The sequence below is a fragment of the Polaromonas sp. P4_F4 genome (assembly GCF_056401355.1).
Genome location: NZ_JBFUJO010000007.1, coordinates 148,354 through 172,327, shown reverse-complemented (window position 1 = coordinate 172,327; position 23,974 = coordinate 148,354). Strand labels below are relative to the sequence as shown.

Sequence of the window (23,974 nt, the reverse complement as noted above, 5' to 3'; positions counted from 1 at the left end):
CCGCGGCCCCTGCTGGAATCTCTTGGCCCCCACGCTCCCCCACTGCGTGTGGTTCGCTGCCCCCCGAGGGGCGCTGCGCCTGCGGCCCCTGCTGGGCCTAAGAGCTACCCCTTCTACCACTTGCAGGTTGATGTCAATTCAGAACTCCGCGTCCAGTTCGTCAAAGTCATCAGGCTCTTCCTGCGCGGCGGCAATCCACTCCTGCATGGCGGGCAGCGTCCATATGCTGGTGCAATAGCCCACGCACAAGGCGTCAAGGGGGATGTCATAAGTCCTGAAACGACTGACCACCGGTGCGTACATGGCGTCCGCCATACAGGGCTTTTTGCCAAACAGGTAGGGCCCGCCATAGCGTGTGAGGCAGTCGGTCCATATGCCCACGATGCGCCGGATATCGGCGTCAGCACGCGACCATGTCCTGAACTTCGGGAAAAACGCCTTGATGTTCAGGGGCATGGACGAACGCATGACGCTGAAACCAGAGTGCATCTCGCCGCAGATGGCGCGGCAATGCGCCCGGACGGCCATGTCGCCGGGCAACAGGCCGGCCTTGGGATTGACTTCATGCAGGTATTCGCCAATGGCCAGCGTGTCCCACACCTTGATGCCGTTGTGCTCCAGGCTGGGCACCAATATGGAGGGTGACAGCAGCAGGATTTCGGCGCGCATGTCCGCATCGTCGGGAGGAATCACCTTCTCGGCGAACTCCAGACCGGCCAGCCTGGCAAGCAGCCAGCCGCGCAGCGACCAGGCGCCGTAGTTCTTGCTGCTGATGGTAAGGACTGCCTGAGCCATGATGCCGACGTCTTTCACAAAGGTAAAAGCAGCGCTGTTACGCCGTCCTCGCGCCAACAACCCTTGACGCAAGGTCATTGAGCAAGCCCTGTGCCAGAACTTGAATGTTGCCGGCTCCGATGGCGAATCTTTACATGTACAGGGCGGACGGGTCGCCAGCAGTGGCCCGTAAATTGCTCAGAGTTCACGCCGCCGCTCGCTCTGGCGCAGCAAGAAAGAAGCATGCTTTACCACGCCTATCAGTTGCAGTCTGACCTGACCTCCCCCCTGCGGATGTTCGCCGAACAGGCCGGAATGATGGTCGGCTCGGTCAAGTCTGGCCTGTCCAGTCCGGCCCCCCTGTTCCCATGGATCAGCCAGTCGGCCAGCAAACTCTCCGCAGCCTGCGAAGTGCTCGCTCGCCTGCGCCTGACGCACAGCAGGCCCGCCTACAACCTGGACGTGGTGCAGGTCGCCGGCGAACCGGTTGCCGTGACGGAACACAAAGTCTGCGAGTTGCCTTTTGGCACCCTGCTTCATTTCAGGAAAGCACTGGCCACCCCCATGCCGCGCGTGCTGCTGGTTGCGCCCTTGTCCGGCCACTTCGCCACGCTGCTGCGTGAAACGGCCCGCACACTGCTGGCCGACCATGACGTGTACATCACCGATTGGCATAACGCCCGCGATGTGCCTTTGGCCCAGGGTGAATTCGGGTTGGACCACTACACCAGCTACCTGATCAAATTTCTGGAAGTGCTGGGCCCAGGCACGCACATGATCGCGGTCTGCCAGCCCTGCGTGGCAGCCCTTGCCGCCACCGCACTCATGGCCGAAGACGACAACCCGGCACAGCCGAGCAGCCTGACCCTGATGGCCGGCCCGGTGGACTGCCGGGTCAACCCCACCGGTGTCAACGAACTGGCCAACAGCAAGCCGATCGAATGGTTTGAAAAAAACCTGATCAGCACCGTACCCTGGCCCCACAAGGGCCTGATGCGGCAGGTCTACCCCGGTTTTTTGCAGCTCACGGCGTTTTTATGCATGAACCTGGAGCGGCACAAAAAGTCGTTTGAAGACTTGTACCGGCATGTCCGGGAGGGCGAATTTGACAAGGCCCAGATCATCCGCGCGTTTTATGACGAATACCTGGCCGTCAACGACCTGCCGGCCAGTTTTTACCTCCAGACGGTTGCCAAGGTCTTTCAGACCTATGACCTGCCGCGGGGCGAACTCACCTGGCATGGCAGAAAAGTCAACCTCAAGGCCATACGGCGCACTGCCTTGCTGACAGTAGAAGGTGAGCGGGATGACATTTGCGCTGTCGGCCAGACCGTGGCTGCGCAAGACTTGTGCAGCAGCATCCGGCCTTACATGAAGACTCACCACGTACAAACTGGCGTGGGGCATTACGGTGTCTTCAGCGGCAAGAAATGGAACCAGCAAATCTACCCGCGGGTGCGGGACGTCATTTACAACAGCAACAACAGCGCAGGCTGAAGCGGCTCCTGCAAGGCTGGCCGGTTCAGGGATCAAGGGCGCCCAGGCTGTTGCCATTCGTCAGACTCCAAAGCTCCGCAACGAGGGTGGCCTGACAAAGCAGCTTGACCCATCTGCATGGCAAGCACAGAATGATGAGCGCTCGTTCATTGTTCCCAGCATCCAGTCGGGGTCATCATGAAAAAAAATTTCCTCGCCCGCCTCCTGGCGCTCGGCGTGTACGCAACAGCGCTCGCCGCTGGCGCACCAGCGGCCCTCGCCCAGGCGGTCCAGCCCCCGGCCACCCATCCCTACGCGCAGTCGCAACCGATTCCGGGGCGCTACATCGTGGTGTTCAAGGACAGCGTGGCCAATCCCGCCGCGGAAGCCGCCAATCTGGCGCGCGGGCTGGGCGGGCAACTGCACCACACCTACACCAGCGCCCTCAAGGGCTTTGCCGTCAGCCTTCCAGATGCCGCGCTGCAGGGCATCCGCAACAACCCGAACGTGGACTACATCGAGCAGGACCAGACGGTTTCGCTGAATGAAACCCAATTACCTGCAACACAAACGCAGTTCAATGCCACCTGGGGGCTGGACCGGATCGACCAGGTTGGCGCCCTGAACCCCCAGTACACCCTTTACAACTACAACTACACCGGCGCGGGCGTGCACGCCTTCATCATCGACACCGGGATTCGCGCGACGCACAGTGACTTTAATGGCCGTGTAAATGTCGGCGCCGGCTTCACCGCGATAACCGATGGCAATGGCACCAACGACTGCAACGGCCATGGCACACACGTCGCCGGCACGGTGGGCGGTGCCACCTGGGGCGTGGCAAAGGGGGTCTCACTGATTCCGGTGCGCGTGCTCAATTGCAGCGGTTCCGGCAGTTGGAGCGGAGTGATTGCCGGCATCGACTTTGCGGCCAACAGCCCGCTGCGGCCCGCCGTGGCCAACATGTCGCTGGGCGGCAGCGCATCGTCCTCGGTGGACGCGGCCGTGGCGGGTGCGGTCAATAAAGGCGTAACCATGGTGGTGGCGGCCGGCAACAGCAATGCCGACGCCTGCAGCGACTCCCCGGCGCGAGCGCCGAGCGCCATCACGGTGGGGGCGACCACAAGCGGCGACGCGCGCGCCTCGTATTCCAACTACGGCACCTGCCTGGACATTTTCGCGCCAGGCAGTGGCATCACTTCGGCCTGGAACACCAGTGACAGCGCCACCAACACCATCAGCGGCACGTCCATGGCTTCGCCCCATGTAACCGGGGTCGCCGCGCTGGCGCTGGCAGCCAATACCGCGGCATCGCCTGGGGCAGTGGTTTCCTTCCTGACCGCCAACGCCTCGGCCAACCGCCTCACGGCCATTGGGTCCGGCTCGCCCAACCTGCTGGTTTATTCGCTCGCGCCGGGCGCGCCGCAGGAGCCCGTCAAGCAGACCGTTGCCGTCTCGTCCATGACGAACAGCGCGGTCAGTTATAGAAACGGCTGGCGCGCGTCCGCGGTGGTGACCCTTCGCGACGTGAAAAACAGCGGCGCTGTCGTGGCAAACGCCACGGTGTCAGGGAGTTTCTCGCCGGGTGGCTCAGTCAGCTGCGTGACGGACCAGACCAGTAGTTGCAAGCTGACCAGCGCAACGATTAACAAAAACACGCCCTCGACCACCATGAGCGTGACCGGCGTTTCGGGCCCACTGATAATTTACGACGCAAGCCAGAACACAGTTACCCAGACCGTCATCAGCAAACCCTGAGCAGGCTCACGTCCGACAAGCAAAGCGGGGCAACCCGCCTCACGGCAGCTTGGACTCGCCCTCTTCTTCCTGCTCGGCCGGCCAATCGCGGATGTAGGCCTTGAGCATCTTGTTCTCGAAGTTCTGGCTGTCCACCACAGCCTTGGCGACGTCGTAAAAACTGATCACACCCATCAGCATTTTCTGGTTCATCACGGGCATGTAGCGCGCGTGGCGATCCAGCATCATGCGGCGAACTTCGTCGAGCTCGGTTTCTGACGTGCAGGTTAACGGATGGTCGTCCATGGCCGTGCGTACCAGGGTGTTGCCGATCTCGCCACCATTTTTGACGATGCAGACGATCACCTCGCGGAAGGTCAGCATGCCCACCAGGTCGCCATGCTCCATGACGACCAGCGATCCGATGTCCTTGTCCGCCATGATCTGGGTCGCCTTGGCCAGTGGCTCATCAGGCTGAACGGTGTAAAGCGTGTTGCCTTTAACGCGCAGGATGTCAAGAACCTTCATCGCTTTCTCCTCGGTTGGTCTTTCATTGTCCCACCGCAACTGGCATTACAGCCAGGCCGCGCCGGGGAATTCGGTTTAAATATAGCCCACAATCAAACAGCGGGCTATAACGATTTCGCTGGCCGTCCAGCCAGGTGCCGCCTGCAGCTTACGCATTTTTCTATTGGAGACTTCCCATGCCCGGCTACTCCGACCCCGGTTTTGACACCCTGGCGCTGCACGCGGGTGCGGCACCCGACCCCGCCACGGGCGCCCGCGCGGTGCCGATTCACCTCACGACTTCCTTTGTCTTCGAGTCGAGCGACCACGCCGCCAGCCTCTTTAACCTGGAACGCGCGGGCCATGTTTATTCGCGCATCAGCAACCCCACCAATGCGGTGCTGGAGCAGCGCGTAGCGGCGCTGGAAGGCGGTATTGGCGCCATTGCCACCGCCAGCGGGCAAGCCGCCCTGCACCTGTCGATTGCCACGCTGATGGGCGCCGGCTCGCACATTGTGGCCAGCACCGCCCTGTATGGCGGCTCGCAAAACCTGCTGCACTACACGCTGCGCCGCTTCGGCATTGAAACCACCTTTGTGAAACCCGGCGACCTGGACGGCTGGCGTGCCGCCGTGCGCCCCAACACCAAGCTCTTTTTTGGTGAGACCGTGGGCAATCCGGGGCTGGACGTGCTGGACATTTCCGCCGTGGCCGCCATTGCCCATGAAACCGGCGTGCCGCTGCTGGTCGATTCCACCCTGACCTCGCCCTGGTTGATCAAGCCTTTCGACCACGGCGCCGATTTGGTGTACCACTCCGCGACCAAGTTTTTGAGCGGCCACGGCACGGTCATCGGCGGCGTTGTCGTCGACGGCGGCTCGTTTGACTGGGAAAAGTCGGGCAAGTTTGCCGAACTGACCGAGGCCTACGAGGGCTTTCACAACATGGTGTTCAGCGAGGAAAGCACCGTGGGCGCCTTCTTGCTGCGCGCGCGCCGCGAAGGCCTGCGCGACTTTGGCGCCTGTATGAGCCCGCACACCGCCTGGCTGATTTTGCAGGGCATCGAAACCCTGCCGCTGCGCATGGCGCGCCACATGAGCAACACCGAAAAAGTGGTGGACTTCCTCGCCAGCCATGCGCTGGTGTCGCGCGTTGGCCATCCCCTGCTGGAAACCCACCCCAGCCACACACTGGCCAAAAAACTGCTGCCGCGCGGCGCCGGTTCGGTGTTCAGCTTCGATATCAAGGGCAACCGCGCACAGGGCAAGGCCTTTATTGAGGCACTCAAGGTGTTCAGCCACCTGGCCAACGTGGGCGACTGCCGCAGCCTGGTGATTCACCCCGCCAGCACCACGCACTTTCGCATGAGCGATGAAGCTTTGCTGGGCGCCGGCATCACGCAGGGCACGATCCGTCTGTCGATCGGGCTGGAAGACCCGGACGACCTGATGGATGACCTGAAGCGGGCCCTCAAGGCTGCCGAGAAAGCGGGGGCCTGAATGTTGCACCCCCACCCCCACACTCACCACTTCGTGTTTTCGCCGTCCCCCGAGGGGGCCATCGCCTCCCTAGGGGCGGCCCGTCGGGAGTCTTGATCATGTACCTCACCGTCAACGGCCACAAGACCTATTGCTACACCGGCGGCAAGCCCTTTGATGCGGCCAGGCCCACCGTCGTCTTCATCCACGGCGTGCTCAACGACCACAGCGTGTGGATTTTGCAGACGCGCTACTTCGCCCACCACGGCTGGAACGTGCTGGCGCCCGACTTGCCGGGCCACTGCAAAAGCGAAGGTGCTCCTCCAAAATCCGTGGAAGAAGCCGCCCGCTTCATCACGGACCTGCTGGATGTGGCGGGTGTTCCCAAGGCTGCGCTGGTCGGCCACAGCCTGGGTTCGCTGATCGCGCTGGAGGTGGCAGGCGGCGCGCCCGAGCGGGTCAGCCAGCTGGTGATGGTGGGCACCGCGTTCCCGATGAAAGTCTCGCCCGCCCTGCTCGACACGTCGCTGAACCAGCCGATGAAAGCCATCGACATGGTCAACATGTTTTCGCACTCCATGCTGGCCCCACCGCCCTCTTCGCTCGGCCCCGGAACCTGGTTGTACGGCGGGTCGAAGGCGCTGATGCGGCGGGTGTTGTTCAGCAATCCGGCCGTCAACCTGTTTCACACCGGCTTCAAGGCTTGTGATGACTACACCACTGGCGAATCAGCCATGGAGCGCACCCGCTGCGAAGTGCTTTTCGTCCTTGGCCGCAATGACCAGATGACGATGCCCAAAGCCGCACGGGGACTGATCGGCAAAGCCGCCAAAGGCAAGGTCGTGACGCTGGAAGCGGGCCACCAGCTGATGACCGAGGCGCCTGATGCGGTGCTGTTCGCACTGAGGGATTTTCTGCAGCCATGACGCCTGACGGTTCAGGGGCTTCCTGCGGGCGCTCTTCGATGGCCAGCCCCCTTCATCAGGGGCGAATCCAGTGCTCGGGCGTGTGCTGAACAGCCTGCAGCAGTTGTTGTGTGACCAGCAAATGGGGCGTGAGCTTCACATCAGAGCCCTGCAACGAGTCCAGCAGACGCGACAGCGTCTCTGCATGCGGCAGCAAGGGGCCCATAAACTGCATGCCCTCCGCCTCGGCGATCAGCAGCGTCGGGAAGGTCTCCACCTCCATATCGCCAACCAGATCGGCCTGGTCTTCAATATCCAGCCAGACGAAGCGGCTGGAGGGGTAACGCGCCGCCATCTGTGCAAACACGTCGCTGTAATCGCGGCACAGGCCGCACCAGTCGGCGCACAGGCAGATGACCCAGCGAACCCGTGAGTGGACCTCCGGCGCGGACGGAGGGTGTGACGGCAGGGATGTAGTGTTGCTCACGCAGCCACTTTACCGTTTTATGGAAGTCCGGGCGGCACTCTGTAATTTTCGGATTCGAGCGTTGATCCGGTACGTCGATCCGTTGGTTATTCGATAGTGGGTCGAATGGCTGGATTCGCTACCTGGAATCGTGACCGGGAAGCGCCTTGAAAACCCCGCTCTTGAGCACCTTGAGGCTGGCTACACCTGCACTCAGGGCGGCTTCATGGGTCGGATACGGATGGTCTGACGTATCGATGGGAATGTCAGCCCTATGCTCTTCTGCCGACAGCTGGGTGACCACCCAGTAAAAAAGGCCGTCTGACGGCTCCTTTACCCTGACAGAGAGCGGACCCGAGAGGCTTGTTGACGGCACGCTCATACCGCTACACCGAGTTCGTTGCCCACATCCTGTGCCGCAGGGCCAACCTCGGCGACTGCCAGACGCAATGCCGCCTCGCTGCAACCCAGCGCGGCCACCCAGAAATTCACCGAGGCTTCTTCGTTGATGTTGATCGGCTCGTTTTTCAGCGCACGAAGATCGGGTTGTTGCTCACTCAAAGGTGTTCTCAAAGGCAAAGGGGAAGTCACGTTGTTTCTCCGGTAGTGAAATGTTCGACTCGGTGAAATCTTCCCGTGCTGGTTTGACGTGCCTTGTAAGAATTTCACCCGTGCGCTTGAAGGCGCGGGCGAAAAAACAGGGGCGGCAAAGAGGCAGCAAGACTGCCCGAAAGTTGCGCCACCATGCCGCTATTCGCGGCCTTCACTCATTCGCGTGGGCTGCAGTCGGACCCGAGGACTGCCGGGGCGCGGGCGTGCTGTTGCGGTTGCTGTTGCTGTTGCTAGTCGTAGGCCCCCCGGCCTCCTTTTTATGGGCATAGGTCTTGTATAACCTGGCAGCAAGGCCGGACGTGATGGCGAGAACAATCAATTTCTTGAGCATGGAAACCTCCGTGAGTCAATGACAGTGACATTGACGGTGCAAGAGGTCTGCGGGTATGCAGTCGAAACACCGCAGCGCACCCCTGGCGCCAGTCACGGGAGATGGTACGAAGGCCCGGCGCATGGGCCTATGCCTGCGCGGGCTGTGCGAACTGTCAGACTGGAAGCCGGAGGAGGCAACGGCACGGGTGGCTCAGGCCCGAAAATGCGATGGAAGCTTTGGCAGGGGGTAGAAGGCTATCTGCGCTGCGCGCCATCCAGTTCAATGCCGATCTCCTTCATCTTGATGCGTCGCTCAACGGCCCGACTCCACAGCAAAAAGTCCTCGTTGGTGGGTGCTGGTCCGCGGCCCATCTGGTAAGCCTGCATTTTCGCGGTGAGCTGCTCGTAGATTCGCTCTGCCTCCAGGGAGGCTGCTCGTTCGTCAGTAATGGCTTCCTGCAGCTTTTCCCTGGGGTTTTTTTCTTCGGACATCGGTACGCCTTAAAGACTGAATAAGATATTTTGTTACACATGCCTCAAAATAAGCAAGCGCTTTACCGTCGCACCCGCAGGGAACCGATATGACCCGTTGCTCGTTACGCTATATTTCTTATAGCGCATCACGCAGATTAATAGCCGGCCATCGGGCTTTTTCCCATAATTTTTTGACCGAATCCGCCTTGTCCAGCAGCAGCAACTGCATCAGCGGCTCCAGCGGCGTGGTGTCCGGGTCGGCCAGTAGCAGGTAGCGGGACTCCACCGCACCTTCCGCCTCGTTGAGCTGCCCCACCCAGTCCAGCCCCACCAGGGTTTCCAGCACAGGCTCGAGCTGCAGCACGTCGACCTCCAGCTGTTCGGCCAGCTGGGAGGCACTCACCCCCTTGCGCGCGGTGATGCGCACCAGGTTCAATTGCTGCAGCACCTCGATGGCCAGTTGAAAATACCAGCCGTGCGCGCTGCCCCGGCGCGCTACGCCGGCCAGCAGGCTGGGCAGGTAGGCGGCGATGACCGCCCCCATCAGAACGATGACCCAGGAGAGGTAAATCCACACCAGCAGGATAGGCAAGGTGGCGAATGCACCGTAAACCAGCGAGTAGGTCGGCACCGAACTGAGGTACAGGCTGACGACCCGCTTGCCCAGCTCCAGGCCCGCGGCCACGAACAGCCCCCCCATCCAGGCATGGGACCATTTCACGTAGGTATTGGGCACGTAACGGTACAGCGCCGCCATGCCGCCAGCCATCAGGAAGAACTGGAGGACGTCCAGCAGGAAACGCAGGCTGATGGGCATCACGCCCACCAAGCCCCGGGAGGCCGACAGCACATAGGAGGTCACCGCCAGGCTGGCCGCCAGCAACAACGGCCCCAGGGTAATGGCAGCCCAGTAAATCAGCACGCGCTGCGCCAGCGGCCTGGCCTTTCTGACACGCCAGATCCCGTTGAGGGTACGGTCTATCGTCAAAATCAGCGCAATGGCAGTCACCAGCAGCAGCACCAGTCCGGCGATACCCAGCTTGTTGGCTTGCCGGCTGAACTGGGTCAAATAACCCAGTACCTGCCGGGCGATGTTGTCGGGAATCAGGCTTTGAACCAGCCAGGCCTGCAAGGCGCCCTGCAGTTTGGCAAACATGGGGAATGCCGTAAAAATGGCCAGCGCAACGGTGAAGAAAGGCACCAGGGCAATCGAGGTGGTGAAGGTCAGGCTGCTGGCCGTCAGGCCCATGTGGTCTTCGCGGAAACGGTCGCGAAGCGTGAGGGCGGTGTGGCGCCACGGAAAATGGGACAGGTCGCTTAACAACGCCTGCAGGGATTGCTGGAATTTCATCCCCGGTATCATGCCTGACGGCAAATCAGAAAATCGACCGATCGGTGATTCAGCGGATGACGCGGATCCACCCGATTGATGACACTCCACTTCATGAACAAAGCAACCCAAATTGACATCACGCGATGGCTGGCCCTGGGCAGCGTGGCCGGCCTGATTGTGCTGGGCCTGGCCTGGGAACTCTGGCTGGCGCCCATCAGGCCCGGCGGCTCCCTGCTTGCGCTCAAGGTCCTGCCGCTGTGCGTTCCACTGGCCGGCATCCTGAAAAACCGCATGTACACCTACCGCTGGGTCAGCCTGCTGGTGTGGATTTACTTCACCGAGGGCGCGGTGCGGGCCTGGAGCGACCGCGCGCCGGGCAACTACCTGGCCATGCTCGAGGTCCTGCTGTGCCTGGTGCTTTTTGCGGCCTGTGCGCTGCATGTACGGGTACGACTGAAAAATGCGGTGCCAGCCGCCGCCACCGGAGAAAAGACAGCATGAGCACTCACCCTGATTTACTGGAAACCCTGAGGCAGATCGCCGGCCCCGGCCAGGTACTCAGTGACGGCGACCTGACGGCCTGGGAACTCGACTGGCGAAAGCGCTCGCGCGGCAAGGCTCTGGCCGTGGTCAGGCCCGCCATCACCGCGGAAGTGGCCGCCATCGTCAAGGCCTGCGCGGCGGCTGGCGTGAGCATCGTCACGCAGGGCGGCAACACCGGGCTGACGGTCGGCTCCATCCCCGACGAGTCAGGCCGGCAGGTGGTGCTCAGCCTGCAGCGCATGAACGCCGTGCGCCAGATCGATGCGGCAAATCTCACCGTCACCGTGGAAGCCGGCTGCATTTTGCAAACGCTGCAGGAGGCTGCCGACAAGGCCGGTTTTCTTTTCCCCTTAAGCCTCGCCGCCGAAGGCAGCTGCACCATTGGCGGCAACCTGGCGACGAATGCCGGCGGCACGCAGGTGGTGCGCTACGGCAATGCGCGTGATTTGTGCCTGGGGCTGGAAGTCGTGACGGCTCAGGGTGACATCTGGAACGGCCTGTCCGGCCTGCGCAAGGACAACACGGGCTACGACCTGCGAGACCTGTTCATCGGCAGCGAAGGCACGCTCGGAATCATCACCGCCGCCACACTCAAGCTCTATCCGCAGCCCGCCGTCCAGCTGACCGCATGGGCGGCCGTGCCCTCGATGCAGGATGCCGTGAGCCTTCTTGCGCTGGCCCACCAGCACCTGGGCGCCGGCCTGACCGGCTTTGAGGTCATGGGGCAGTTTGCCCTGAGCCTGGTCGCCAAAAACTTCAAGCAGCTACGGGTACCGCTTCATGAAGAAACCGCGTTCTGCGTGCTGCTCGAAAACTCCGATCAGGAATCGGAAACCCATGCCCGCGCGCAGTTCGAAAAGCTGCTGGAGACCGCGCTAGAGCAGGGCTGCGTGACAGATGCGGTGGTCGCTGAAAATCTGGCCCAGGCCCACCAGCTCTGGCACATCCGTGAAAGCATTCCGCTGGCCCAGGCCGAGGAAGGACTGAACATCAAGCACGACATCTCGGTGGCCGTTTCGCGCATTCCGGAGTTTGTGGAGGTCACCGATGCCCTGCTGATGCAAGCCATCCCGGGCGTGCGGCTGGTGAATTTTGGCCATCTGGGCGACGGCAACCTGCACTACAACGTGCAGGCGCCCGCCAGCGGCGATGCCGCAGCGTTTTTGCGCGATCACGAGGAAGAAGTCAATGCCTTGGTCTACGACTCGGTGACAAAATTCGGCGGTTCGATTTCTGCCGAGCACGGTGTCGGCAGCTTGAAACTCGACAAGCTGGAGCAGCACAAATCACCGGTGGCCCTTAGCATGATGCGGGCCATCAAGCGGGCGCTGGACCCGCAGAATCTGATGAATCCAGGGCGAGTGCTGCGAATATAGATTTGCCGTCCGGGTGCAGGCCACGAAGGGTCAAACTGGCCCGGCAATCAACAGCTCGCACCACCACCACCGCCGTCCCGGCCTGGCTCCCACACCAGGCGCTCGCCGCTTTCCCTGAGGCGCGTCCCGAACTCTTCGGACAGGGCCCGCATGCGGCGGCACAGCTGGGCACACAAGGGCTCCTGGGCCAGGCGGACTTCGGCAAGCCTCAATATCACGGGTACGCACTCGAGGCGAACCAGCCTGCCTGCTTCGAGCGTGACAAGAAACAGGAAGGACCAGTCATTGCGCAGCCAGGGGTCGACGGCATAGTCGTCGATGAAGTCACCCGTGTCGTAGAGAATCGGCTTGTCCTTGTAGATCTCGACCCCGTGAAACAGGTGGGCGCTATGCCCGAAGTACACGTCCGCCCCCAGCTCGATCGCTGCGTGTGCAAAGTCGCGAAAATGGCGCGGTGGGTACAGGGTCATATTTGGCCCCCAATGGTTGGAGAGCACGACGATGTCGGCGCCGGCGGAGCGCGCCGCCTGGATGCTGGCGCCGATCTGCGCCAGCGTGTCGGCGTCAGTCGAGACCGGTAGATAGTAGGTGCCCGGACGCGTGGCGGTGGCCGCAAACGCCGCTTCGTTGTCCGTCAGCGCGATGAGCGCGATGCGGGTTCCGTCCGCGTGAATGAAAGCAGGACGCCTGGCCTCGCCCAGGTCGTGTCCGGCGCCGGCATGCGCAATACCGGCGTGGTCCAGGTGATGCAGGGTATCGAGCAGGCCCACCTCGTTAAAGTCGAGCACGTGGTTATTGGCGAGCGATACCGCGTCGATCCGCGCGGCACGCAATACCTTGACGGCCCCCGGGGCGGCGCGAAAATGGAACACTTTTTCCGTGCGCGTCCACCGTTCGGTGTGGGTCGTGATGGCGCACTCGAGATTGACGATGCGGGCGTCGGCCGCCGCCATGACGGGCAGCACATCGCCCCAGGGTTTTGCCGCCGGCTTTCGCCGTACGGCGTCGTTGACGAGCCGCCCGAGCATCACGTCGCCCGCCAAAGCCAAAGTGGTCACGTTCCCCTCCTCATGGATTCCAGGCACCTCGTTCGATGGCTGCGCGCAGTGAAACTACTGCCGGGCTTTGGCGGCCAGCAAGGCAGCACGCCGCTCGAGGCTCGCCGGGGTCCAATGGTCCCTGGCCTTGTAGTACTCGGCAACTGCGGGGGTCGTCGGCGCCAGCACCACCCAGGGCTGTTTCGATGAAGTGAAAATATGAATGTCGGGCGGCAGACGGTCGGGCTCGTCCAGTGTTCCGACGCGGACAAAGCGCATCAGGTCGCCTGCGCCGGCGTAGTTGCTCCAGACGGCGATGCGGCACCTGGGACAACGCGCGATCTTCTGGCCTTTGCCGCTGTTCGACGGCGTATCGACCAGTTCGACCTCGCCTTGCAACAACTCCACGCGATCGGCTTCGATCAGTGCGTTGAGCGCAAAAGAGCTTCCGGTTTCACGCTGGCACCAGCGGCAATGACAGCAGTGAACGAACATTGGCTTCGTCGTCATGCGGTAGCGCACCAGGCGGCAGGTACAACCGCCTTCAAAGAAGAGAACTGGTTCGTCAGTGGTCACAGGCATCTCTTGTCAACGTCGGATTGGAAAGCGCCGGCGGGGCATGTCCCTGCAAGAAAGGAAATGATGCGCAATACAGCCATCAAGCCGGGTAGCAACAGCCCCGATAAAAATACTGTACCCGAACTTTTTACCGTGGAACAGGCCCCATGGCGTCCGCCGGGAGATGCTGTGCCAGGAAGCGCCCCAACGCCTCACGCCATGCCTCACGCGTGAACAGAAAACCGTAGTTATGGCCACCGGCCAGCTCCAAAAACGCTTTTGGCTCCCGGGCGGCGGCAAACAGCCGCTCGCCGTGGCGAAACGGCACGATGTCGTCCTGCCGGCTATGGGCAATGAACACCGGGCTCGAGACGCGCCCGAGGGCCTCCAGCGTGTCGTAGCGGTAGCGCGCCAGCCACCGCGCCGGCAGCCAGGGATAGAGCTCTGCCGCCAGCTCGGGCACCGAGACGAAGCATGACGCGAGCACCAGCGCCCCGGGGCGCTCGGAGGCAGCAAGCCGGGCGACGACGGCGCCGCCCAGGGACTCGCCCACCAGCACGATGCGACCGGACGGAAATCCCCGCTCCGCCACGAGGTGGCGCCAGGCGGCGCGGGCATCGGCGTAGGTGCCCTCCTCGCTTGGTTTGCCTTCGCTGCGGCCGTAGCCGCGGTATTCGAGCAACAGCAACGAGTAGCCGAGGCGGTGGAACATGCGGGCGTAGTCCAGCCGGTGCGATATGTTGCCGGCGTTGCCGTGGGCGAGCAGCACCGCGCCGCGCGCCGCCGGCGCGGGGACGTACCAGGCCTCGATCCGGACTCCGTCTTCCGTCGACAACCACACCGCCTCATAGTCGAGCCCGGCATCCTTGGGCGTCTGCAGAATCTGCCGCCCCGCATCGGGGAAGTAAAGAAGGTGTCCCTGCAGCACAAACACGATGGCCAACAACACGGCATACGCCGCACCGCCCACGGTCAACATTTTTAGCAAGACATCCATCGTCCGCACCGAAAAAAGGGGACGCCCTTGTAGCCAGGCCGCTGTCTGGACGGGAGCGTCTGTTGTGTTGACATGCTGGCTCGCAGGCTTGACCGTACCGCTCGTCGCCTCAGGAGTGCCGGCGGCGCAAATGCGAGACGACCAGACCTATGGCCACGCCGGCCAGCAGGCCCAAACCGCCGCTCAGCAGCGCTTCGCTCGCGAACAATCCGGACGTAGACGGTGGTTCGGGCAGGACAGACGGCAATAGAGCTCTCCACTCGATCGACGTAATCTGTGTCATTTTCGAGGCATCGTTCAAGCCGAAGACGCAGATCTCACCGCCCGACAGTTTGCAAAAACGCTCGGTGGGGCAGCTGGTGAGTATGTCCTGGGGAGCGCCCTCAGCGCACTTGGCGCCCGCGCTGCGCAGGACCTGCAGGGTCACCTCGGGATGCTTGGTGAGTTGCTCCGGCATGGCGGTCTCCAGCTCAACATGTGCGCGACGCGGCAGGGTAGTGGTCAGGCACGATGGATGGTCGCATTCCTTGAGCGGCCTGACGATCGGCCTGACGCTGAGGTGCAGCCGTCTGTCAGGCGCGCCTTTGCTTTCTACAAGCCCCTGGCGAGTACAAAGTCAAAAACACTGCGGCGTAGCTTGCCGTCCTGCTTTAAATCAATGGCCAACGATGGCTTGCGGCCGGCCCACGGATCTTTGGCAATGAAGGGGTCGCCCTTGAAATAGAGCTGCGTTGTCACCGGAACATGCAGCGATTCCATGACCCGAAAGTGAATATGCGCAGGTCGCGTCAGCCCCCCATATTTCTCGAGCCCCGGGAGATTTGGCGGAATAGGGTATCGGCCCGGCACAATCGTCTCAATCTCGTATTGCCCCTTTTCATTCGTATACAGCATCCCCCGCAAGTGGAAAGTGCCGGCCTCGGTGAAGTTGCCTGGCTTGTTGGTGTCGTATAAGCCAGCGTGATTCGCTTGCCACACCTCGATCAAGGCCCCCGGGAGAGGTGTACGGCAGTCTGAACTGAACACTGTGCCGGTCAGAACAAGCCTGTCACCGGGCTCGTCAGGACCTGCCAGCCGGGAGTGAGATGGCGCGCCGAACCGATAGAACGGACCGAGGACTTCGGACTCGGTGGGCCGACAGCCTTGCCTGGCAGCAAAAGCGGGGCCGGCCAGAAGCCCGCCCCCAAGTATCACGGCACTCTTGTGTAAGAGGATTCGTCGTGAGAAGCCCAAGCCAGCCCTCGGAAATTGATGCTTGTCCATGTTTGCTGCCCTTCTGGATGTTTACACTCGCTGTAGACATAAAGACACGCCTGACGTCAACGCTGACCGGCCCGAGTAGGCGGTGCGACGCGCCGCTTGCTCGGGCCAGGTTGAGCGCAGGATTAGCCTAGCGTGCCGGTCGGCGGAAAGCAAGCAGCGGCGGACGCGCGGTAGGGGAAGGCGAGACCCCATGGCTGCGGAGGCACTGAGTAACTGGGGTCAGCGTCCAATTAGCCCGTCAAACCCAAGGATTGTCCAGCGCAGGAAACCAGCAGACAACGCCAGTCCGCATAAAATCTGCCATCCCCGGCCTGGAAAAGTTGCTGCTGCAGCGGGGCAAGGCACTCAAAATCATCAAGCTGTTGGCTATCCATGAACACCCCTCCCGAAAACCGCCCTGACCGCCCCATCCGCTCCCAGTACGAAGACTTCATGCGCCACGTCGACACGCACGGTGTCTTCAAGGCCGACCGCACGGGCACTGGCACCAAGAGCGTGTTTGGTTACCAGATGCGTTTTGACCTGAACGAAGGTTTTCCGTTGGTGACGACCAAAAAGGTTCACCTCAAATCCATCGTGCAGGAGCTGCTGTGGTTTCTAACCGGCAGCAGCGACAACAACTGGCTGAAAGAGCGCGGCGTGACAATTTGGGATGAGTGGGCCCGCGAAGACGGTGACCTGGGCCCGGTCTATGGCGTGCAATGGCGCAGTTGGCCGACGCCTGACGGCGGGCATATTGACCAGATCAGCGAAGTCATCAAGACGCTGAAGACCAACCCCGACTCGCGCCGCATCATCGTGAGCGCCTGGAACGTGGCTGACCTCTCCAAGATGGCGCTGATGCCTTGCCACGCATTTTTTCAGTTCTACGTCGCGCCTGCCACGGAAGCTGGCGGTAAAGGCAAGCTCAGTTGCCAGCTCTACCAGCGCAGCGCCGACATCTTCCTCGGCGTGCCCTTCAACATTGCCAGCTACGCGCTGCTCACGCACATGGTGGCGCAGCAGTGCGACCTGGACGTGGGCGACTTCATCTGGACGGGCGGCGACTGCCACATCTACAGCAACCACGCCGAGCAGGTGGCCCTGCAATTGAGCCGCGCCCCCTTCCCTTATCCGACACTCCACATCAAGCGCAAGCCCGAGTCGATCTTCGACTACCAGTTTGACGACTTCGAGTTCCTGGACTACCAGCACCATGCGGCCATCAAGGCGCCGGTAGCGGTGTAGTTCATGCGCATCAACATGATTTTTGCCCGCGCCGCCAACGGCGTGATCGGCAACAACAATCGCATGCCCTGGCATCTGCCGGAAGACATGGCCCACTTCAAGCGCCTGACCCAGGGCTGGCCCGTCATCATGGGGCGAAAGACCTGGGACTCACTGCCGCCCAAATTCCGCCCCCTGCCCGGCCGCCGCAACGTGGTCATCACGCGGCAGCAGGGTTGGAAAGAAGATGGCGCCGAGCCCGCTTCCAGCCTGGCCGACGCTTTGAGCCTTTGCGGGCAGTCTGAAGAAGTCTGGGTCATCGGTGGCGCGCAAATTTACGCGCAAGCCGAGCCCCTGGCGCAGCGCATCGAAGTCACCGAAATTGCCCAGGACTTTGAAGGGGATGCCTTTGCGCCCCCGCTGGGTTCCGAATGGATTGAAGCTGCGCGTGAGGATCACATCTCCTCCAATGGGCTGAAATTCAGTTTTATCACTTACGACAAACACAAGGGGAATTGACATGTCAGGAGCCGGATTTCACGTCCACGGGCCGCACGACCACGAGCTGGAGCATGCCGCCCAGGGCGCTCATGGCGCAGCACACGACAGCGGCGGCGGCATGATCGCGCAGATCGCCGTCGTGACGGCCATCATTGCGACCGTGGGGGCCATTTTTGCCTACATGGGCGGTGCGACCCAGGCCAATGCAGGCCTGTATAAAAATAACGCCGCCATCAAAAAAACCGAAGCCTCCAACCAGTGGAATTACTTTCAGGCCAAGAGCACCAAGCAGTCACTCGCCGAATTCGCCCGCGATCTGGCGCCTGAAGACAGGAAGGTCGCCTACCAGAGCAAGATCGAGCGCTACGAAAAAGAGAAGAACGAAATCAAGACAGCAGCCGAGAAACTGGAGGCTGAAGCTGCCACCTGGGACAAGTCGTCGGACAACCAGATGCATCAGCACCACCGCTGGGCGCAGGCCACCACGGTGCTGCAGGTCTCCATCGCGCTGGCGGCCATTGCCCTGCTGACACGCAAGCGTTGGCTGGAATACGGCATGTTCGCACTGGCCGGCGTGGGCATGGCGGTCGGCGCGCTCGCCTTGCTGCATATTTAATAGCATCTCCTCCTTATCTTGCTTGCCCTGGAGCTCCAAAACCATGAAAATCGCCACCTGGAACGTCAACTCGCTGGCCGTGCGGCTGCCGCAGGTCCTTGACTGGCTGGTGGCGAATCCGGTGGATGTGCTGTGCCTGCAGGAACTCAAACTTTCCGACGACAAGTTTCCGCTGCAGGCACTGGCCGATGTGGGCTACCAGAGTGCGGTGTTCGGCCAGAAGACCTACAACGGCGTGGCCATTTTGAGTCGCACGCCGGCACGTAACATCGTGAAGAACATAGCCGGCTTCACGGATGAGCAGTCGCGCGTGATTGTTGCGACGCTGGACACACCGAGCGGCGAGGTGCGCGTTGTCAACGGCTATTTTGTCAACGGCCAGGCACCGGGCACCGAGAAGTTTGAATACAAGATGCGCTGGCTCGACGGCCTGCGCGCGTGGCTGCGCGAAGAACTCGTCCGGCACCCGAAGCTGGTGCTGCTGGGTGACTTCAACATCACCGCAGACGACCGCGACACGTATGACGCGCAAGGCCTGCACGAAACGATTCATCACACCACCGACGAACGGCAACACCTGCAGGGACTGTTCGGGCTCGGCCTGCACGATGCGTTCCGCCTGTTCGAGCAGCCGGAAAAAACCTACTCATGGTGGGACTACCGGGAGTTCGCGTTTCGCAGGAATCGCGGCCTGCGCATTGACTACATCCTGGTGAGCAATGCACTCATGCCAGCCGTAAAAAGCTGCTTGATCGACAAGCTGCCACGCAAAAACGAGCGCCCGAGCGACCACGCGCCGGTCGTGGCGGAACTCGATTGGCTATAAAAATAATATCAATAATGAGCCATCTAACAATGGATATGGCCATTATTTATTTAAAACCCAGGCCCTGTCCCTCGCACCGGGTCGGCGCGCGTCCGACTCCGCCAGTTGGCCCGCTGGCTGCCTCGTTTTTATGACGCCGCGCCAATGCAGGCAGGCCGCAAAAACCTTGCTCGCCATATAGGCCGCCAACACAAACAACATACCGCCGCCTATGCCCGGCAGCCAGCCAGGCAGTCGCCAACGCAGCCCAGCGGGAGCAACCGGTAAATCAGAATGCCACGGCCTGGCCGTCCTTGCGCGGGTCGGAGCCGGCGACGTAGCTGTCGCCACGCCTGTACACCAGCTGCGCGCCGCCAAAGGCAAAAACACCATCACCGCGCTCTACAGTGACCTCATGCCCGCGCGCAGCAAGCTCGCGAACCACGTCCGCGTCAAAGTTCGGTTCAACGGCCACCTTGCGTCCGCCCGTCACTCGCCAGCGTGGCGCATCGGCCGCGGCTTGCGGATTCTGCCCGTAGTGGAGCACGCGCAAGGCCATTTGCACATGGCCTTGTGACTGCATCGGCCCCCCCATCACACCGAAGGCCATTTGCGGCGTGCCGTCGGCATGCATGGCGAACGCCGGAATGATGGTGTGCGAAGGGCGCTTGGCAGGCCCTACCTGATTGGCATGTCCCTGCTGCAGGGAAAAGCCATGGCCTCGGTTCTGCAGGCTGACGCCGGTGCCTGGCACAACAACGCCCGAGCCAAATCCCATGTAGTTGGACTGGATGAAGGAGACCATCATGCCGGAGGCATCCGCCGTTGCCACATAGACGGTGCCGCCCGGCTTGGGCGCACCATGGCCGGGGTCGGCAGCCCGGTGACGGTCAATCAGCCTGGCTCGCTCGGCCAGGTAGGCTGGGGCCAGCAGCGCGCAGGGCGGGATCTGCATGGCGTCAATGTCGGCGTTGTATTGATGCAGGTCTGCCAGCGCGAGTTTCATTGCCTCAATCGACAGGTGCACCGTATCAACATGGTCAGGCGGCTGGTTGCCAATCCCCAATGCCTCCATCATGCCCAGCGCCATCAAGGCTGCAATGCCCTGCCCATTCGGCGGCAGTTCGTGCACCATGGAACCAGCGAAGGGCTGCGCCAGCGTGCCGCACCAGTCGGCGCTGTGGTTGGCCAGATCATCCTCCGTCAGCGCCGCGCCATGGGCTTTGGCATGGGCCGCGATGCGCTTGGCCACCGCGCCGCGGTAAAACGCCTCGCCATGGCTTTCGGCAATAGCCTCCAGCGTGCTCGCATGAGCCTCGCTGCGAAACAATTCACCCGCGCGCGGGGCGCGGCCATCGGGGAGAAAGCATTCGGCAAAGCCAGGCTGCTCGCCCAGCCGCACACCGCCCAGCGCCCATAAATGCGCGATGACTGGCGATACCGCAAAGCCGTTGCGTGCGTAATCAATGGCAGGCGCGGCCAGGGCGGTGAACGGCAGGCGGCCGAAACGGCGCGACAGTGCGCTCCAGGCCGAAACAGCACCAGGCACCGTGACGGCCTCCCAGCCTTTGTCGGGCATTGCACCGTGGCCAGCAAAACGGTCGGCTGACCAGGCCGCGGGCGAACGGCCGGAGGCGTTCAGACCGTGCAACTCCTTGCCATCCCAGACAATCGCGAAGCCATCGCTGCCGAGGCCGCAGCCGGTCGGCTCGACAACCGTCAACGCCATCGCCGTGGCGATGGCGGCGTCAACGGCATTGCCTCCGGCAAGAAGCATGCGCAGGCCAGCCTGTGCAGCGAGTGGCTGCGAGGTACTGACAACGTTGCGCCCCAGCACGGCAGAACGGGCCGAGGCATAGGGATTCGCGAAGTCCATGGCGGATGGAATGGGCATGGGTGCGTATTTCATTCGAGGGTGATCTTGCGTTCGCGAATGATGCGTGCCCAGCGCTGACTGTCGGCAGACACCATCTCGGCGAACTGTGCGGGCGTGCCCAGTGGGGCGGGTTCAACGCCGAGTTTGGCCAGGCTTTCCACCACTTCGGGCGCGTGGGCCGCTTTCGCGAAGGCCTCATGCACACGCCCCACCAGATCAGCTTTCATGCCGCGCGGTGCATACAACCCAAACCAGGTCACGGATGAAAAACCAGGAAGACCCGCCTCGGCCACGGTCGGCAGCTCGGGCGCCAGTGCGGAGCGCTTGTCTCCGGTAACGGCCAAGGCACGCAGGCGACCACTCTTGACATGCGGCATGCCGGACGGGATGGAGTCGATCAGCACCGGCACCGAGCCGGCAATGACATCGGGAATGGCCAATGCCGTGCCCTTGTAAGGCACGTGGGTGATAAAAATGCCAGCCTGGGCCTTGAAGGCTTCGGTCGTCAAATGCACGATGGTGCCATTACCGCTGCTGGCGTAATTGAGTTGGCCGGGATGCTTTTTGGCGTATGCGATCAACTCGGGCACCGTTTTCACAGGCAGCGACAGTGTCACTAGCAGCACGCTAGCGGCGTCGGCCAGGTGCGCAATCGGCGTGAAATCCTTGATGGGATCGTAGGGCAGCCTGGGCATGAGGTGCGGCGAGATGGCATGCGTGCTGCTCGTCGTCAATAGCAGGGTATAGGCATCGGCCGTCGCCTTTGCGGCCTCGGCCGAACCTATCGTGCCGCCCGCACCGGCCTTGTTGTCAACGATGACCTGCTGCCCGATGTCTCTTGACACGCGCTGAGCAATAACCCTGGCAACCAGGTCGGTTGCGCCGCCGGCGGGAAACGGCACCACCAGTCGCACCGGCCGCTCGGGCCAAGCTTGGGCTTGGGCGGCTGCGACTGCGGCAATGAGCGAGGCGACTCCGAGCATGCGGAGGCAGCTAGACAGATAACGCATGTGAAATTTTCCTTGAGTTGTGGGCGAGCGATGCCAGGAAAGTCAGCTCCGACGGCATCTTAGGAAGACTTCAGCATTACCACAATAAGAGAATTTGCAATGTTTGGTTGCCGAAACGGCAAACCCGGGCACGCAAACTGCAAGGACTTATCGCTCATCGGACGGAATCAAACGGCTAGCGGCGTGACATCAAAGCCCGAAGCCGCAACCCGTCTGTGGCTGCTCGGACAGGCGTTGCTTGAGATAGTCGAGAAAGGACTGTACCGCTTGCGGCAAGCTGCGGCCGGCCAGCGTTTGCACCTCGATGTAGCGCAAACCCATGCCGTGATCGCGGATCGGAATCACCACCAGCGTGCCGGCAGCAACCAGGTGCCGCACCGACACCTCCCCACAGACGGTGATACCGCCGCCATGCACGACAAAGTTGTGCTGCGTCGTCATGCTGTTGCTGGTCAGCACGGACTCCATCAGCAATTGCTGGCGGCTGCACTCCATATCGATCATCTGGCGCACCGTCGTGTCCGGCGCAGGCAGCACCATCGGATAGGCGCACATCTGTGCCAGCGTGACCGACCGGGACTGGGCCAGGGGATGATCGTGGCGCATCAGCGCCAGAACGGGCGCCGGCTGGCGGTACTCGACCTTGATCTCCTTGTCCGGGGCACGGCTGAATCTCAATCCGATGTCTGCATCGCCGTCGCGAACGCGCACCGAAACCTGGACCGGTGGCTCGACATTCAACTCGAAAACGATGCCCTCGTTCCCGGCTCTGAATGCGATGATCAGCGGCGGCAGGAATTCGTTGGCAAAAGCCTCTGATGCGGCGATTCGCACCTTGCCCGAGCGCAGGCCTTGCAAGGCAAGGATCTCATGGATAGCTCTTTCCGCATCCAGGCTCGCCCGGCGCGCGTGCGTTGCCAGTATCTCGCCGGCCGCGTTCAGCACCATGCCACGCGGATGCCGCTCAAAGAGCGCCGTACCCAGCGCCTGTTCCAGCCCGGCAATCTGGCGGCTGATCGCCGAAGTCGCCACGTGAAGCCGTTCCGAGGCCTCAGTCAGTGAGCCGCAGCGCGCCACCTCGAAGAAATAACGCAGCGCCGTTTCCTGCAGGCAGCGCGCCCGCATGTCGGCCGCGGAAAGACTCATGATGGTCCTTTGATGGTTTTTTGATGGTTTTTTGATGGTTTTTTGATTCGGCAACTATATGACGCGAATGCGAGCGCTGTAATTTTTGCGAAAACGCAAGGACGAGGAATCACCACCGCACCCTGGAAGAACGCCAGCACGTTCACTGCGCCGCTCGACTTGGGGCTGCCGGATGCCTTTGCGCCTATTTGAGCAGCCGCGTAAAACCGAGCGCCCTGGCGACCATGCGCCGGTGCTGGCCGGGCTTGAACTGTCCTGAACCAATGCGCCGTCATACAGGCCAGCCAAAGGCTTCAGGCCCGCCGCCTCACCAAGCACTAACCGCTGACCACTGGCGCTCTAACGAAAACGTTTGGTGAACTCGCGCACCACGCCGATGATTTCGGCGCTACCCAGAGGTTTGACTGGGTAACGGGTATTCAGGGGCTTGAGGTAATAATCAGCGCCGTCCTTGACCAGTTGCTTGAACGTGGTCTGGTTTTTGCTGTTCAGCACGATCACGTAGTCACCGGGCTCGGCCGTCAATTCGGGCTCCACCACCAGGATGGAACCTTCGGGAAAAGAGTCGCCGGTGCTGCCCACCATGCTGTCACCATGCACACGCAGGGCAAAAGTGTGGCGTTTGACCGGCACGGTGACAGGCACCGTCTCAAAGCCGCCCCGGGGCTTGAAATTGTCGATGACCGTGTAGTTGCCCGCCTCCACTTCGGAAATCAGAGGTATTTCAGCCCGCACATCGAGGCCCAGGCTCATGCGGGAGTCGCCGGACACGAGCTCGGCCACCGAAATCCCCAGGAGTTCGGCTACTCTCGGCTGATTGGCGCGCTTGGGCGCCGTTCCGTCTGGTTTTTCCCATTGTTGTACGGCACCGCGGCTGACGCCCACCGCATCAGCGAATTGTTGCTCGCTCAGCCCTAACAGCCGGCGTTTTTCGCGGATTAATGTGTGGATGCTCATGGAATATGA

Annotated in this window: 25 protein-coding genes; 10 read left to right on the top strand and 15 right to left on the bottom strand. The window is 62.0% G+C overall.

Annotation, left to right across the window (positions count from 1 at the left end):
* Positions 1-138 precede the first annotated feature (138 nt).
* Positions 139-795, bottom strand: coding sequence for a glutathione S-transferase family protein (locus tag AC1DUR_RS10215; protein WP_477718844.1), 657 nt, complete (start codon positions 793-795; stop codon positions 139-141).
* A 222-nt stretch (positions 796-1,017) separates the two neighbouring features.
* On the opposite strand from AC1DUR_RS10215, the gene AC1DUR_RS10210 reads away from it, so the two are divergent.
* Both AC1DUR_RS10210 and AC1DUR_RS10205 read left to right on the top strand, forming a co-directional pair.
* Positions 1,018-2,271, top strand: a complete 1,254-nt coding sequence (locus AC1DUR_RS10210) for a polyhydroxyalkanoate depolymerase (protein WP_477718787.1) — start codon at positions 1,018-1,020, stop codon at positions 2,269-2,271.
* A gap of 177 nt (positions 2,272-2,448) precedes the next feature.
* A complete protein-coding gene (locus AC1DUR_RS10205) occupies positions 2,449-4,008 on the top strand; it encodes a S8 family peptidase (protein WP_477718786.1) in 1,560 nt (519 codons plus the stop codon).
* A 39-nt stretch (positions 4,009-4,047) separates the two neighbouring features.
* Here AC1DUR_RS10205 and AC1DUR_RS10200 read toward each other — a convergent pair whose 3' ends face one another.
* Entirely contained in the window at positions 4,048-4,515 is a 468-nt protein-coding gene (locus tag AC1DUR_RS10200) for a CBS domain-containing protein (RefSeq protein WP_477718785.1), read from the bottom strand.
* A gap of 176 nt (positions 4,516-4,691) precedes the next feature.
* On the opposite strand from AC1DUR_RS10200, the gene AC1DUR_RS10195 reads away from it, so the two are divergent.
* Positions 4,692-5,993: an O-acetylhomoserine aminocarboxypropyltransferase gene (locus tag AC1DUR_RS10195; RefSeq protein ID WP_477718784.1), complete on the top strand. Its 1,302-nt coding sequence runs from the start codon at positions 4,692-4,694 to the stop codon at positions 5,991-5,993.
* Between the two features lie 98 nt (positions 5,994-6,091).
* The gene (locus AC1DUR_RS10190; protein ID WP_477718783.1) at positions 6,092-6,898 is read left to right on the top strand and encodes an alpha/beta fold hydrolase; all 807 of its coding nucleotides are present in this window, start codon (positions 6,092-6,094) and stop codon (positions 6,896-6,898) included.
* Positions 6,899-6,953: 55 nt separating this feature from the next.
* Here the strand turns inward: AC1DUR_RS10190 and AC1DUR_RS10185 are convergent, their stop codons facing one another.
* The 4 genes from AC1DUR_RS10185 to AC1DUR_RS10170 all read right to left on the bottom strand — a co-directional run bounded on the left by AC1DUR_RS10185 (position 6,954) and on the right by AC1DUR_RS10170 (position 10,092).
* Positions 6,954-7,364 (bottom strand): thioredoxin family protein, encoded by a 411-nt coding sequence (locus tag AC1DUR_RS10185; RefSeq protein WP_477718782.1) that lies wholly within the window; start codon positions 7,362-7,364, stop codon positions 6,954-6,956.
* 357 nt (positions 7,365-7,721) lie between these two features.
* Positions 7,722-7,904 (bottom strand): DUF3606 domain-containing protein, encoded by a 183-nt coding sequence (locus tag AC1DUR_RS10180; RefSeq protein ID WP_477718781.1) that lies wholly within the window; start codon positions 7,902-7,904, stop codon positions 7,722-7,724.
* 618 nt (positions 7,905-8,522) lie between these two features.
* Entirely contained in the window at positions 8,523-8,759 is a 237-nt protein-coding gene (locus tag AC1DUR_RS10175) for a hypothetical protein (protein WP_477718780.1), read from the bottom strand.
* A 118-nt stretch (positions 8,760-8,877) separates the two neighbouring features.
* A complete protein-coding gene (locus tag AC1DUR_RS10170; protein ID WP_477718779.1) occupies positions 8,878-10,092 on the bottom strand; it encodes a YihY family inner membrane protein in 1,215 nt (404 codons plus the stop codon).
* 93 nt (positions 10,093-10,185) lie between these two features.
* On the opposite strand from AC1DUR_RS10170, the gene AC1DUR_RS10165 reads away from it, so the two are divergent.
* The gene (locus tag AC1DUR_RS10165) at positions 10,186-10,575 is read left to right on the top strand and encodes a DUF2069 domain-containing protein (RefSeq protein WP_477718778.1); all 390 of its coding nucleotides are present in this window, start codon (positions 10,186-10,188) and stop codon (positions 10,573-10,575) included.
* Positions 10,572-11,993 carry an FAD-binding oxidoreductase gene (locus AC1DUR_RS10160; RefSeq protein ID WP_477718777.1) on the top strand — a complete coding sequence of 474 codons (1,422 nt, stop codon included), beginning with the start codon at positions 10,572-10,574 and terminating at the stop codon, positions 11,991-11,993. Before AC1DUR_RS10165 ends, AC1DUR_RS10160 begins: the two co-directional genes overlap by 4 nt.
* Positions 11,994-12,040: 47 nt before the next feature.
* Here AC1DUR_RS10160 and AC1DUR_RS10155 read toward each other — a convergent pair whose 3' ends face one another.
* From AC1DUR_RS10155 to AC1DUR_RS10135, 5 genes are all read right to left on the bottom strand, one after another.
* On the bottom strand, positions 12,041-13,051 hold the full coding sequence (locus AC1DUR_RS10155; protein WP_477718776.1) for a CapA family protein: 1,011 nt from the start codon (positions 13,049-13,051) through the stop codon (positions 12,041-12,043).
* Between the two features lie 54 nt (positions 13,052-13,105).
* The gene (locus AC1DUR_RS10150) at positions 13,106-13,606 is read right to left on the bottom strand and encodes a GFA family protein (RefSeq protein WP_477718775.1); all 501 of its coding nucleotides are present in this window, start codon (positions 13,604-13,606) and stop codon (positions 13,106-13,108) included.
* 130 nt (positions 13,607-13,736) lie between these two features.
* Entirely contained in the window at positions 13,737-14,567 is an 831-nt protein-coding gene (locus AC1DUR_RS10145) for an alpha/beta hydrolase (protein ID WP_477721532.1), read from the bottom strand.
* Positions 14,568-14,694: 127 nt separating this feature from the next.
* On the bottom strand, positions 14,695-15,042 hold the full coding sequence (locus tag AC1DUR_RS10140) for a hypothetical protein (RefSeq protein WP_477718773.1): 348 nt from the start codon (positions 15,040-15,042) through the stop codon (positions 14,695-14,697).
* 134 nt (positions 15,043-15,176) lie between these two features.
* A complete protein-coding gene (locus AC1DUR_RS10135; protein ID WP_477718772.1) occupies positions 15,177-15,848 on the bottom strand; it encodes a dioxygenase family protein in 672 nt (223 codons plus the stop codon).
* A 372-nt stretch (positions 15,849-16,220) separates the two neighbouring features.
* On the opposite strand from AC1DUR_RS10135, the gene AC1DUR_RS10130 reads away from it, so the two are divergent.
* Genes AC1DUR_RS10130 through xth form a run of 4 tightly spaced genes read left to right on the top strand, consistent with a single transcriptional unit; the run spans position 16,221 to position 18,997 of the window.
* Positions 16,221-17,075, top strand: a complete 855-nt coding sequence (locus AC1DUR_RS10130) for a thymidylate synthase (protein WP_477718771.1) — start codon at positions 16,221-16,223, stop codon at positions 17,073-17,075.
* A gap of 3 nt (positions 17,076-17,078) precedes the next feature.
* Positions 17,079-17,573, top strand: a complete 495-nt coding sequence (locus tag AC1DUR_RS10125) for a dihydrofolate reductase (RefSeq protein ID WP_477718770.1) — start codon at positions 17,079-17,081, stop codon at positions 17,571-17,573.
* A gap of 1 nt (position 17,574) precedes the next feature.
* The gene (locus AC1DUR_RS10120; RefSeq protein ID WP_477718769.1) at positions 17,575-18,171 is read left to right on the top strand and encodes a DUF4337 domain-containing protein; all 597 of its coding nucleotides are present in this window, start codon (positions 17,575-17,577) and stop codon (positions 18,169-18,171) included.
* 43 nt (positions 18,172-18,214) lie between these two features.
* Positions 18,215-18,997 (top strand): exodeoxyribonuclease III, encoded by a 783-nt coding sequence (xth, locus tag AC1DUR_RS10115; protein WP_477718768.1) that lies wholly within the window; start codon positions 18,215-18,217, stop codon positions 18,995-18,997.
* A 268-nt stretch (positions 18,998-19,265) separates the two neighbouring features.
* On the opposite strand, the gene AC1DUR_RS10110 is transcribed toward xth, so the two are convergent.
* From AC1DUR_RS10110 to AC1DUR_RS10095, 4 genes are all read right to left on the bottom strand, one after another.
* Positions 19,266-20,870 carry a gamma-glutamyltransferase family protein gene (locus AC1DUR_RS10110; RefSeq protein ID WP_477718767.1) on the bottom strand — a complete coding sequence of 535 codons (1,605 nt, stop codon included), beginning with the start codon at positions 20,868-20,870 and terminating at the stop codon, positions 19,266-19,268.
* An 11-nt stretch (positions 20,871-20,881) separates the two neighbouring features.
* Complete coding sequence (locus AC1DUR_RS10105; protein ID WP_477718766.1) at positions 20,882-21,862, bottom strand: Bug family tripartite tricarboxylate transporter substrate binding protein; 981 nt, start codon at positions 21,860-21,862, stop codon at positions 20,882-20,884.
* Positions 21,863-22,051: 189 nt separating this feature from the next.
* A complete protein-coding gene (locus AC1DUR_RS10100) occupies positions 22,052-23,008 on the bottom strand; it encodes a LysR family transcriptional regulator (RefSeq protein WP_477718765.1) in 957 nt (318 codons plus the stop codon).
* Between the two features lie 339 nt (positions 23,009-23,347).
* A complete protein-coding gene (locus tag AC1DUR_RS10095; RefSeq protein ID WP_477718764.1) occupies positions 23,348-23,965 on the bottom strand; it encodes a LexA family protein in 618 nt (205 codons plus the stop codon).
* Positions 23,966-23,974 lie beyond the last annotated feature (9 nt).